The 12,485-nt window shown below is 63.1% G+C and carries 7 protein-coding genes and 2 pseudogenes; 7 read left to right on the top strand and 2 right to left on the bottom strand.

Annotation, left to right across the window (positions count from 1 at the left end; translation table 11 throughout):
• The first annotated feature begins 145 nt into the window (after window positions 1-145).
• The 5 genes and pseudogenes from ACQB61_RS05115 to ACQB61_RS05135 all read left to right on the top strand — a co-directional run bounded on the left by ACQB61_RS05115 (window position 146) and on the right by ACQB61_RS05135 (window position 4,461).
• Window positions 146-1,233 (top strand): annotated as a pseudogene (locus ACQB61_RS05115) (ABC transporter permease).
• Window positions 1,234-1,238: 5 nt separating this feature from the next.
• Entirely contained in the window at window positions 1,239-2,042 is an 804-nt protein-coding gene (locus tag ACQB61_RS05120) for an ABC transporter ATP-binding protein (RefSeq protein WP_430511749.1), read from the top strand.
• 10 nt (window positions 2,043-2,052) lie between these two features.
• Window positions 2,053-2,433, top strand: a complete 381-nt coding sequence (locus ACQB61_RS05125) for an MlaD family protein (RefSeq protein ID WP_430511750.1) — start codon at window positions 2,053-2,055, stop codon at window positions 2,431-2,433.
• Window positions 2,434-2,450: 17 nt separating this feature from the next.
• On the top strand, window positions 2,451-3,704 hold the full coding sequence (locus ACQB61_RS05130; RefSeq protein ID WP_430511751.1) for an MlaD family protein: 1,254 nt from the start codon (window positions 2,451-2,453) through the stop codon (window positions 3,702-3,704).
• A gap of 139 nt (window positions 3,705-3,843) precedes the next feature.
• Window positions 3,844-4,461 carry an ABC-type transport auxiliary lipoprotein family protein gene (locus tag ACQB61_RS05135; protein WP_430511752.1) on the top strand — a complete coding sequence of 206 codons (618 nt, stop codon included), beginning with the start codon at window positions 3,844-3,846 and terminating at the stop codon, window positions 4,459-4,461.
• A gap of 577 nt (window positions 4,462-5,038) precedes the next feature.
• Here the strand turns inward: ACQB61_RS05135 and ACQB61_RS05140 are convergent.
• Together ACQB61_RS05140 and ACQB61_RS05145 are read right to left on the bottom strand one after the other, a co-directional pair.
• The gene (locus ACQB61_RS05140) at window positions 5,039-10,405 is read right to left on the bottom strand and encodes an antitoxin (RefSeq protein WP_430511753.1); all 5,367 of its coding nucleotides are present in this window, start codon (window positions 10,403-10,405) and stop codon (window positions 5,039-5,041) included.
• A complete protein-coding gene (locus ACQB61_RS05145) occupies window positions 10,399-10,728 on the bottom strand; it encodes a hypothetical protein (protein WP_430511754.1) in 330 nt (109 codons plus the stop codon). The genes ACQB61_RS05140 and ACQB61_RS05145 overlap by 7 nt, the downstream gene beginning before the upstream one ends.
• Before the next feature lie 848 nt (window positions 10,729-11,576).
• On the opposite strand from ACQB61_RS05145, the gene ACQB61_RS05150 reads away from it, so the two are divergent.
• The gene (locus tag ACQB61_RS05150; protein WP_430511755.1) at window positions 11,577-11,948 is read left to right on the top strand and encodes an Hpt domain-containing protein; all 372 of its coding nucleotides are present in this window, start codon (window positions 11,577-11,579) and stop codon (window positions 11,946-11,948) included.
• Window positions 11,949-12,042: 94 nt separating this feature from the next.
• Window positions 12,043-12,362 (top strand): annotated as a pseudogene (locus tag ACQB61_RS05155) (2Fe-2S iron-sulfur cluster-binding protein).
• Window positions 12,363-12,485: the final 123 nt, after the last annotated feature.

Genomic DNA, 12,485 nt, shown 5'->3' on the forward strand with positions numbered 1-12,485 from the left:
TTGACGGCCGTGCGTCTGGACGGCCTGCCTTTCTCTCAGGTATAGGGGTAGTCCTTCGAAGCGGCAAGGGGTTGCGTCAGAGCGCATGTCATTACAGGTTCAACTGCTCGCCCCCGGATGCTCGGCCACCCATGACGGGGAGACCGTGACCTTTGCCCTGTCCGGAGACTGGGTGATCCGGACGGCCATGGAAGCAGAGGCGATTGTCGAGGGCCTGTCGGACGAACAGGGGCAGGTCGAACTTGTCCTGGACCTGTCCAGTCTGCGTGCGCTCGATACCGCTGGCGCCTGGTTGATCCACAAGTTGCGCGGACGTATCGAATTTTCCGGCACACGCGTTCGTATCGAGGGGTTGCGCCCTGAACAGGCTGTCCTGCTGAATGAAGTGGATGCCCACCATCCGCCTCCGCCAGGCCACGAGCCGCGTCAGGGCATGCTGATCAGTCTGATGGAGACCACCGGAAAAGCCGTGGTCGAGGCCTGGCATGACTTCATTGCCATGCTGCACATCCTCGGTTCGCTCAGCGCTGTCGTGTTCACGGTGCTTTTCCAGCCCAAGCGCCTGCGCGGAATTGCCATCGCCGTTCAGTTCGACAAGTCCTGCATCGGGGCTGTGCCGATTGTTGCGCTGATGAGCTTCCTGATCGGGGCTATCATTGCGCAACAAGGCGGCTTTTACCTGAGGCAATTTGGCGCGGATCTTTTCGTCGTTGACCTGGCCGGTGTGCTGGTTCTGCGCGAGATTGGCGTTCTGCTCACGGCCATCATGGTCGCCGGCCGCTCTGGCTCGGCCTTCACAGCCGAACTAGGGTCAATGAAGATGCAGGAGGAAATCGACGCGCTGCAGGTTATTGGCCTGAGCGTGACGGAAGTCCTTATTCTGCCGCGTCTTCTGGCGCTGATGGCCGCTATGCCGGTGTTGACCTTTGTGGCCGATCTGGCGGCTCTGAGCGGTTCCGGGCTCGTCACCTGGTGGTACCTCGAAATTCCGCCTGCTGCCTATCTCAGCCGCCTGGAAGAGGCGGTGAACGTCCAGACCTTCGTCGTCGGCATGGTGAAGGCGCCTTTCATGGCGCTGATCATCGGCCTGATCGCCTGCGTGGAAGGCCTGAAAGTTGGCGGTTCTGCGGACTCCTTGGCCGCCACACCACCATGTCCGTGGTGAAGGCCATCTTCCTTGTGATCGTCGTTGATGGTCTTTTCGCCATCTTCTTTGCAGCCATCAACGTATAAGGGTGATGATGAGCGCCGCTGAAGCCCTTTCCCGGACACCGGACCCTGCGCGGGAGCGCGAGGTGATTCTGTCCGCGCGCGGCGTCACCGTCGGCTTTGGCAGCAAGGTGATCCTCGAGGGGCTCGACCTTGATGTCTACCGCGGCGAAGTTCTCGGCTTCGTGGGTGGCTCAGGCACGGGCAAGTCAGTGCTGATGCGCGCCATCCTTGGGCTCACCCCGCGCCGGAGCGGGCAGATTTCCGTTTTTGGCCAGGATCTCGACAGCGCCACGCCCGAAGAGCGCAACTGGATCGAGCGCCGCTGGGGCGTGCTGTTCCAGCAGGGGGCCTTGTTCTCCTCACTGACCGTGAAGCAGAACATTCAGGTGCCGATGCGCGAATACCTTGGGCTTTCCCAGCGGCTGATGGATGAATTTGCGTTTCTGAAGCTGGAATTGGTTGGCTTGCCCCGGGATGCGGCGGACAAGTATCCTTCGGAACTGTCCGGCGGTATGGTCAAGCGCGCAAGCCTCGCCCGTGCTTTGTCTCTGGATCCAGATCTGGTGTTTCTTGACGAGCCGACTTCCGGGCTTGATCCGATTGGTGCTGCGGCCTTTGACGGTTTGATTGCAAAGTTGCGTGAAACCTTGGGTCTGACCGTTTATATGGTGACACACGACCTTGATAGCCTGCATTCGATTTGCGACCGTATAGCGGTCTTGGGCGAGAAGAAAGTTCTGCTGGCCGGTACAGTGGATGACATGATGAAGAGTGAGCACCCTTGGGTGAAATCCTACTTCCGGGGCAAGCGTGCCCTGCGCAGGGTTTGAAAGGCAGCTGATGGAAACCCGTGCAAACTACGTCATGATCGGCGGCTTTGTTCTTGGCACGCTCGTAGCTGCGTTCCTGTTCATCTACTGGCTGGCTGCGGCTGCCGATTCCGGCAAGAGCGTCAACGTCAAGGTGGTCTTTCCCGGCCCGGTAACCGGCTTGCCCGTTGGCGGCCAGGTGCTGTTCAATGGCATCAAGGTGGGCGATGTCTCGGCGCTCGACTTTGACCCGCGTGATCCGCGCATCGTGATTGCCACAATCCGTGTCTCTCCCAACGCTCCTTTGCGCAAGGACGTGCGGGCGACCTTGGGCTTCCAGGGGCTGACCGGCGTAGCCTATGTCGACCTGAAGGGGGCTCCACCGAGACAGGACTTCTTCTTGGTGCGCTGAACGATGGCAAGGAACCGGTGATCTACGCCGACCGTTCCTTCTTTGATGATGTGCTCGAGAACGGCCGTGATGTCTTGCGGAAGGCGGACATTACGCTTGAGTCCATCAACGATGTGCTGCGCGAAAACCAGCCGGCGATTGCCTCCACCATCCGGAATGTGGAGACATTTTCTGCGGCGCTGGCCCAGAATTCCGATGGCGTGAAGGACTTCATGGCCTCCGTAGGCGAGGCAACGACGGCTTTCAGCTCTCTGTCTGGCAAGCTGGAAGGTCTGGTGATGCAGGGCGAGCGGATACTTGCCGCCGTGCCGGATGACAAGGTTGAGGAACTGGTGGCCAACATCACCGAGTTCTCGGATTCACTGAAGGCCGCAGGGCCAGAAATCCGCCAGATTATGGGCGATGCCAGCTCCGCTGTGGCCAACGTGCAGCAGTTCACCGAGCGGATGAACACCTCACTGGCGCAGGTCGAAGCGGTGGTCAATGCCGTGAATCCGGAAGAAGTGCAGCGTGTCGTGGCAGGCGCCGCAAGCCTTGGCGATGTGCTGTCCAACCGCTCTGCTGACATCGACGAGCTGATCCGCAGCACGACCAGCACGATGGCGCATGTGGATCAGGTGGCGCAGACGATCCGCAGCCGTGAGGAAGACATTGTTACGCTGATCGGCGATGCCCAGAAGCTGCTCGCCAGCCTGATCAAGACCGTGGATGACACCGGTGAGGTGGTCGCCGCGATCGATCCGGCGCGGGTGTCCTCAATTGTAGACGCGGTGGACCGGACGGTCAGCGCCATTGCAGGGCAGGGCAACGCCATCGCTGAGACGATTGCCTCGGCGCGCAATGCCGCCACCAATGTCGAGCGCATGTCGGCTGATCTGTCCGCCCGCTCGGATGACGTGAATCAGATTATTACCGACGCCAAGACGGTCGCCTCTAACCTCAACACCTCGTCCGAAAAGCTGAATGGCCTGATGGACAAGGTGAACAGCATGGTGGACGCTGATGGCGAAGGCCTGATCACCGAGGCGACAAAGGCGATGACGGCGATCCGCAAGGTGGCAGAGACCTTTGAAAGCCGTGCAGGCAGCATTGCTGACGGGCTGTCGAAATTTGCTTCGCAGGGCTCGGCTGATCTCGCGGCGACGCTGGGGCAGGTCAACCGCACTTTCATCACCCTGCAGAGGGCAATCGAGAATTTTGACCGTGCGCCGAACCGGGTGATTTTCGGCGGGGACGATGTGCCACGCTTCAATGGCGGGCAGCGGCGCTGAGACCGCTGCGGGCGGCATGACGCGGCATCTGCCGGATACTGCCGGGCAGATTGACGGATGACGCACTTACGAAATGGAGTCACGGCGTTGCGGCGCTGCGGCTTGGCAAGGAATGGCACAGGCCGGGAAGACTAAGGGCATGACCGACGCTGTAACGCTGATCAACCGCCGCCGTGCATTGACGCTTCTGGGTCTTGGAACCCTGGCGGCAGGCCTGTCTGCCTGTGCCTCCACTGCTCCCAATGCGCTCTATGGCATTGAGGCCCCGGCGGCTGCTTCTGCCGCGGAAGGGGCACGCAAGCCCGTGCAGGTGCTAGTGGCTGCGCCGAAGGCGCTGCAAGCGCTCGACAGCAGCAACATCGCCGTGGTGCAGCAGGGGCCGGTCTACAGCTATTTGCCGCAGGTCGCCTGGGCCGACCAGCTTGGCAATGTGGTGCAGACCGGGCTGGTGCGGACGCTGGAGAACACCCGCCGCCTGCGCGGCGTCGGCATGCCAGGGGATGGTCTGCTGATCGATTACCAGCTCCAGACCGAAATCCGTTCCTTTGAACTGAACGTCGCCGGCAGTGCGCGCGGCGTCGTGGAAATTGCCGCGCGGCTTGTGAACGACCGCAACGGCCGGACGGTGGACAGCATGGTCTTCCGTGCAGAAGTGGCCTCTGGCGGCCAGTCTGCCGATCAGGCCGTACGCGCCATGAACACAGCCGCAGGGCAAGTCTTTGCCGAACTGGCGGCCTGGGTCATTTCCAAGGTCTGAGCCGAGCCACGTCTGTAGCAGGGCGCGGGTAAACCGCACTGAGACACCCCGGGCTAGGGCAGTGCGGGCTGGGGGCCGCTCGTTTTCAGAGAGAGACGGCTGTCCGTTGCCGTACGGCAGGCTCCCGGCCGCAGCAAGCCTTTGCGTCCTGCCGCCATCATGCTGCTCTGCGAACGAGCGCATCTGGTTCAAAGGTTGGGGCAGGGGCTGGTGAGAGCAGGAAACCGTGCCCTCCTCACAGGTCCCGGCACAAGGCCGGGACGGCGGAGAGAGTTTGGCTCCTATCGAAGAAGACTCCACGCACTCTGCCTGAAATCACCGCGCACTCCCTGAACATCCCCACCGCGCCGTCCCGGCCTTGCGCCGGGATCTGTAAGGCATTTGCTGCCTGTTGGTCCGGCCGCCATCCTTGCGATTCTGGCTGCATTCCGGATGCCATCGAGTCGGCATTCCGAAACAACAGGCGGGTGACAAACGTCTTTAGGCACCGGATGGCGGAAGGCAGGAACCCGCCGCTGCAAACGAAAAAAACCCGCAGGATCGCTCCGGCGGGCTTTTTGTTTCAGGTCAGCCTGCCTCAGTCGAGGCGGCCGCTGGCATGGGCCAGCATGGTGTAGACCTTGCCCGTGTCCGAGGTCAGGTAGGTCTGACCCAGCATGTTGTCACGGTCATTGCGCGAGACCTGCGTGAGAAGCTGCTCGAAATCGGCGATGTACCGGTCAACCGCTGTGCGGAATTCCGGATCACGGCCGTATTTCTGGCGGATCTCGTCGAAGGTCTGCTGGCCCTGCAGGGTGTAGAGACGGCGCGTGAACACATGCCGCTCGCCTCGCTTATAGCGGTCCCACAGGTCGATGAAGGTCTCATGATCGATGGCCCGGGCGATGTCCATGGACAGCGAGTTCAGGCTTTCGACCATGTGCAGCGGGCTGCGCGGCGCCTTGCCACCGGTGTCTTCATCACGCGAGGCACGGCGCAGCAGATCGCTTACCCAGCCCTTGCCGCTTCCAGCTTCCGGTGCCTGCTCGGGGGCAGGGGCGGTTGCGGGGCGGCGGGGTGCTGCAGGGCGCGGTTCCGGCTCACTGCGCGGGGCAGGGGCGGCCGGACGGCTCGGGGCGCTGTAGCTGGCAGCCGGGGCAGCGCTGGCTGCAACGGCGCGCTCTTGCGGGCGTGAGATATCCAGCGCGTTGGACTGGCGGGCCACGATGTCCGACAGCTCGCTGAGCGCACGGATCTGCTCGTTGACGACCTTGCGCAGGGCTGCAGACGACTCTTCTGCCTCTTCCGGCAGGTTGAGAACGCCCTGCTTCAGCTCCTGACGGGTTGCCTCCAGCTCGCGGTGCACCTCGCGGGCAACGTCCCGCATGCGGGTTGCTGCTTCGCCGAACCGCTCCTGTGCTTCCGTCACGGTGCGGCTCATTTCCGTCATGATCTCGTCCTGCACGGCGCGGATCGCATCGCGGGCGCGCTGGCCTTCCATGCCTGCGGTGAGGCGCATGGATTCGAACTGCTCAGCAACTTGACGCGAGGCAGCTTCGGCAGCGGCCGAGAGCATGGTGGCGGCTTCGCGGGCCCGGTCATCTGCCGAGTCCAGCGTTTCCGTCAGCGTGCTGGTGAAGGTGCGCATCAGCGTGTCGACCGTTTCGGTCTTTGCCAGCAGCGTGTCGGCCACCTGTTCAATGGCGGTCTTGCGCTCGGCTACACGGCCCTCCACCAGACGGTTCGTCTCCTCAAGGTGACGGGCCGCACTGATGAGATCCTGGCTCTGCTGGTCGAAGCGGGTCGACAGGGCCTTGATATCGGCCAGAACCGTGGTCGAGATATCCCGCAGCGCGCCAACCTGACCATCGATGAGGCCGGTGGAGGAGCTGGTCTCTGCGACGGCACGGTCCACGGCGGAACGGAACTCGCTCGCACGGCGGGCAAGGTTCGTTTCCACGTCCGAAAGGTTCTGACCGGCATCGGTCATCACCTGGTGCAGTGTGCTGTTCGAGGTGTCGAGACGGTCCAGGATGGCCGAAACGTCGGCTTCCAGACGCAGCTTGGTCTCTTCCAGCACGTTGACAGCACGGTTGCTGCGCTCGTCGAGGCCGTTGATGATGCGGTCGCCCGCTTCCACCAGCGAACGGGTCGCCTCAAGGCCACGCTGAGCAAAGCTCTCGGTGACGTCGCGGCCCTTGACGGAGATGGCGTCAAGGATGGCGCGGTGGATCTCGGACACACGGCCGGTGAGTTCATTGGCGCGGGTCTCAATGGCGGCAACCAGCTGGTTACCGTCTTCGCCCACCAGCTTGGTGAACTCGGCGCTCTGCGAGGAGAAGGCCTCGTTGAGGGCAGCGGCCTTTTCGAGCATTTCCTGTGCAACGGCGTGGCCGCGCTGCGACAGCAGCTCAGCAGCCTGCTGCACGGCACCGCTGACGCGGCTGCGCACCGAATCCGCCTCGCCGGAGATGAGATTGCGCATCTCTTCCACGGTGCGGGTGAGGGTGACGCGGGCGTGCTCGCTCTCGGCGTTGAGGTTGCCGGAGATTTCCGCAATCGTGCGGGCGAGGTCGCCGCGCACCTTGTCACTTTCGCCGGTCAGCGAACCGGAGAATTCGGCCAGCGTGCTGACGTAGAGCGTGCGGGCCTTTTCGCTTTCCACGGCCATGGAGCGGGCAGCTTCGGCAACGGCGCTGAGCACCATGTTGCGGATACGCTCGCCTTCGCCGGAGAGAGAGCCGGTGGCAACGGTCATCGCGCCGGTAACGCTCTCGGCTGCCTTCTGGCTTTCGCCTTCCAGCACGCCGCGGACTTCACCAACGGCGCTGAGCACCATATCGCGGATGCGCTCGCCTTCGCCGGAGAGCGAACCTGTGGCCAGAGCCATGGCGCTGGTGACTGTTTCGGCAGCCCGCTGGCTTTCGCCAACAAGCACGCCACGGGCCTCGCCCACGGCGCCTAGCACCAGCTGGCGCAGGCGGTCGCCTTCACCAGTCAGCTTGCCGGTGACGTCGGAGAAGGTCGTGCTGACCGTCTCGACGGTGCGGCTGCGCTCTTCGGAGAGGGCGGAAGCGGCCTGCGTGACGGCATCGAGCACCATCTCGCGAACACGGGTGCTTTCGCCGCTCAGCGTCGAGGTGGCATCCTGCATGGCTTCGGTCAGCACCAGACGGGCGCGCTCGGTCTCCGACGACAGGGTGCCGGAGATGGAGGACAGACGGTCAGTCAGAACCGTTTCCAGCTGGCTGGCGCGGGTGTCGAGGGTCTCGGCCACTTCGAACACCTTGGCGCCAAGCGACACGTTGATTTCCGCGATCCGCTCGGAGAGGGACTCGGTCAGTTCCGCACTTTGGCGGGCGAGAACGGAGCCTGCCTCGTCCAGACGGCTGTCGAGGGCCTGCGCCATCTCGGTCTGGCCATCGACGAAGGCCTTCGCGATCTCGCGGGTGCGGGCAATCAGGGTTTCGCTGATCTGGCGGGCACGGTTGTCGAGCGTCTGGTCGATCCGTTCGGTGCCGGCAATCATGCTCTGGGCCAGATGCTCGGCCTTTTCAGAGATGGCTTCGGCAGCCTGGTCCACGCGCTCGCCGATGAGGCGGCCCACATTGTCAGCCTTGTCAGCAAGCGACTCGCCGGCGGTTTCCACACGGCGTGCAAGCTCGAAGGTGATCGCGTCGGAGCGGTCGGCCAGAACATCGGCAATGGTGCGCGACTTCTGTTCCAGCGTTTCGCTGAGCAGTTCCGTGCGCGAGTTGATCGCATCGGACAACATGACCGTGCGGGTTTCCAGCGCAGCTTCAAAGGCGGCCGTACGCTGTTCCAGCGTCAGATCCAGGCTGTTGATGCGGCTGTCGAGCGAGGCATCCAGGCCGCTGGCGCGGATTTCAAACGTCTGGTCAAGACGGTTGATGCTGTCACCCAGTGCCGTGTCCAGCGTGGTGATACGGCTGTCGAAGGTCGTGTCCAGACGGCCGAGACGGCTGTCAAGAGCAGCGTCAAGGCTGCTGGCCCGTGCCTCGAAGGTCTGGTCGAAGCGATTGATGTTGTCGCTGAGGGTTGCCTCCAGCCCGCCAATGCGTGCCTCGAAGGTCTGGTCGATACGGCTGATGCGGCTGTCGAGGGCCAGATCGAGGCCGCCGACGCGGTGCTCGAAGGTCTGATCGAGAGTTTCCAGACGGCTGTCGAGGGTCTGCGCCAGTACGGTGGAACGGCTGTCGAAGCTCTCGACGAGCTGCGAGCCGCGCTCGGTGACGATCTTTTCCAGCTCGGTGAGGTGGGTCGCAAGACCTTCCTGCAGAGCCTGACCGCGCAGTTCCATGGTTTCGGCAATGCGGTCGCCGACAGAGCCGATATCGGCGCTGACGCGCTCGCCGCGGGTGCCGATGAGGCGGGCGAGTTCGGTGCCGGTCTCGGCCAGCTTCTGGGCGAGTTCCGTTGTGCGCTGGCCGAGAGAGCTGGAGATTTCGGAAGAGGCTGCCTGCAGTGTCTCGCGGAAGCCGATGGTCTGGCTCTCGATGAGCAGGGCCATTTCCGTGCCACGTGCGCCAAGGCGGGTGTCGAGTTCGGCACCATGCACGGTGATGGCCGTCTCGATACGCTCGCTGATGGAACCAAGGCGGTCCGCCAGATCGCCGCCTCGGCCGGTAATGGTCTCGGCAAGGCTGGAAGACGTGGCATCGAGCTTGGAGGCGATTTCGCCGCCGCGCAGCGACAGGTCCACGACGATGGATTCACCCGTGCCACGCAGGATCTCGGCGACCTCGGAGCTGCGCTCGGCGAGGGTCTCGACGATTTCGGCGCCCTTGATGGAGATGGCGTCGGTGACGGCCTGGCCACGTTCGGTGATGCTGCTGACCACACGCTCGCCGGTGTCGCTGAGCGAAGCATCCAGCTGCGACACGCGGGTGTCGACGGTGGTGATGAGCTCGTCGGTGCGGGCAGAGATGGTGTCGATCAGGCGGCCCGAGGTGAGGGACAGGGTTGCATTGATCTCTTCACCACGCAGGGCAATGGTCTCGCCAACGGTGTTGCCGGTACGCTCCAGCGCCTCGGTGAATTCCTGGGTGCGCTGGGTGAGGGTGGTGGTGATTTCGCCGCCGCGCACGTCCAGCGTCTCGACGAAGTTGCTGGCCGTCTCGGCAAAGCGGTCGTTGACCTCCTTGCCGCGGGTGGTCAGCGTCTCCCACATATCGTTGCCGGTGCGCGACAGGTTGTCGACCAGCTCGCTGCCGGAAGAGGTGAGGCGGGCCACGTAGTCGCCGGCGCGGTCGGTGAGAGCGTCGACCAGTTCGGAACCAGAGGCGTTGAGCGAGGAGCTGAGTGCGTCGATGCGGCTGTCGACAGAGCTGGTCAGCTCATTGATGCGGTCTTCCACGGCGCCAACAAGACGGGAGGTGGCCGTCTCGACGGTGCGTGCGATTTCCTCGGAGGTGGCGGACAGCTGGCCGGCAAAGCTCTCGTGGGCGCCGGAAATGGAATCGCGCACCCGGTCGGCATTGGCGAGAATGGCCTCGCGCTGGCTGACCAGTTCCTCGATGAGGGCGCGGATCTTCAGCTCATTGTCGTTGTAGGAGCGCTCGAGCGAGGAAACTTCGTTATGGACGAGGACTTCCAGTTCGCTGGCGCGGGCAATGGCACGCTCGATGCCGTCGCCCATTGCCGCAACTTCGCGGCGGATGGCCTGGCCGACGGACAGAACCGATTCCTTGGCCATGTCTTCCGGCTCTGCGAGGCGCAGGGCAACTTCCGTCATGCCACGGGCGACGATGCGCATTTCCTGCGCACGCCAGATCATCATGGCCATGACCCAGAAGAACAGGATCGGCACAGCGATGGCGACGCCTGCAAGCACCAGTCCGGGGGCGGCGGAAAGGCCCGCGCCGTTGGACAGGGCTTCAATCTGCGCACCGAAGCTGGAGATGGTGAGGAGTGATCCGATGGCGCCCCACAGAACGCTCAGCACCAGCGCAACCCAGAAGGGGCTGCCGAAGGGCGGCGCTGCAGGGCGAAGATCAGGTTGCCGATGGTGCGGCGGTCGTCATTGGCCGCAGGCGGCCGTCCGCCGCGTCCCCGGCCACGGCGTCCTTCGCCGGACGCAGTGTTGTCTGCTGCATCGGCAGATCCGCTGCCCGGTCTTTCGGCGCGTGCCGCTTCGCCAAGGGCCGCACGGGCCCCGTCTTCGCTGCCCGCTGCCGTTGCAGGGCCACCGAAGTCAAGCTTCAGCGCCTCTTCAACTGCCGACAGTGCCGCTTCCGCCGGGTCTTTCACCTTCGGGGGATTTGCCATCTGGATCGCCTCACATCCGAACTCATTACAAATCGGAGGCCTGAGCCACCGAGCACTTTTTCCCGCGCCGTTCCGGGTCCGCCTCCGCCTCGATTCTGAAGCAGAAACCGTCCGCCGCTTGGACGTGGCAGAACAGGGTGCCGCCGCATCGGCTGCCTGACGCTGAGTCAGGCGGCCTTTTCCCCATCTTGCCGCATCAGACAACGTAATGGCACAATCTACGTTAAGGAACAAGAAACGCCATTGTGAGTCAGCCTGCCGGAGGTGGTGAAGCCATGAGCCAACGCAACGTAAGATCGTCGTCCTCCGGCCCTTCAGACCACGACGGATCCAAGGCAGCCGGTGCGAAAAAGCCCACTGCGGCACAGCTCAAGTGGCTTGCCAGAGGCTTGGCGCAGGCCGGTGGAAAACTTCCACTTTTTGACGATGAGGGCCGCTCTGTTCCTGCCGCAACGATCCGTGCGTGTATGGCGGCAGGCTGGGCAGAACCTTGGTTTTCCAACCCAATCAAGCCCGATTGGCTCGTCTGCCGGCTGACGGATGCAGGGCGCAAGGCCGTTCTGTCAGCTTCCGGAAAATAACCTCAGCCAGCCTTCCATGCCTGTTCCGGAGCGCTGTTTCACATTGTGGAAGCGGCTATGATGAAGGCTTGCCTGCGCTATCCCCTAAAATTCGTTTATCCTTGTTAACCAAAGATTCACTTTGTTGAGGAGAGAGGCGGATTGGCAACGGTTTGAACTGGGGATCTTAACCTCACCTTTGCGGACAGGCTGGCATTCATTCGGGTAACAAACCTGATGAAGCCGGGCCGCGCCCCGGCAAGTGCATGAGTAAACGGGGTAGCTGGAATGGCGAATATGGCCAGCAAGGGCAGCACGGACCGCTTTGTCCGTCATGGGGGGCATGCTCCGATCGATCTTGCGCAGCTTGCAACGAATACCCTTGGAAACCGGGAACTCCAGCAGGAGGTTCTCAAGCTTTTCCTTGCCCGCTCAAAGACGCTGATCAGCGAGCTCTCCGACGCCGATGACCGCCAGCATCAGGCCGATCTGGTGCACAGCCTCAAGGGCTCGGCACGCGGCATCGGTGCTCTGCGGCTGGCTGATGTCTGCGATACGGTGGAGGAGGAGCTGCGCGAAGGCAGTTCGCCTGCCTTCCTGACGCTTGTCAGTCTCGTGGGCGAGACGAACGATTTCATCCGCGAACTGATTGAGGGCTGAAGCTCTTTTGCCGCGTGCGCGGTTCTTGACCTTTGCGTCCGAACCTTTATGTCGGGTAGGTCAATTTTCTCCCCGCAGGATGGACGCTATCATCATGCCGAAAATCACATTCATCACCGCTGACGGTGCCCGTCATGATGTGGAGGCCGCAAATGGTGCCACTGTCATGGAGAGCGCCATCAAGCACATGGTCCCCGGCATCGAGGCCGAATGCGGCGGCGCCTGCGCCTGTGCGACGTGCCATGTCTACGTGGACGAGGAGTGGTCCGGCCGTGCCGGCTCCCGGACCCGATGGAAGAAGACATGCTGGACTTCGCCTATGACGTGAAGCACAACTCACGCCTGTCCTGTCAGATCAAGATGACCGATGACCTCGATGGCATCGTGGTGCATGTCCCGGAGCGGCAGGCCTGAGGCCTGCCCGGAAACGGGAACGCTGCGGCAGGCCTGAGGCCTGCCCGGAAACGGGAACGCTGCGGCAGGCCTGAGGCCTGCCCGGAAACGGGAATGCTGCGGCAGGCCTGAGGCCTGCCGTTT

This window comes from Pannonibacter phragmitetus, assembly GCF_050510895.1.
GTDB classification, from domain to species: Bacteria; Pseudomonadota; Alphaproteobacteria; order Rhizobiales; family Stappiaceae; genus Pannonibacter; species Pannonibacter phragmitetus_B.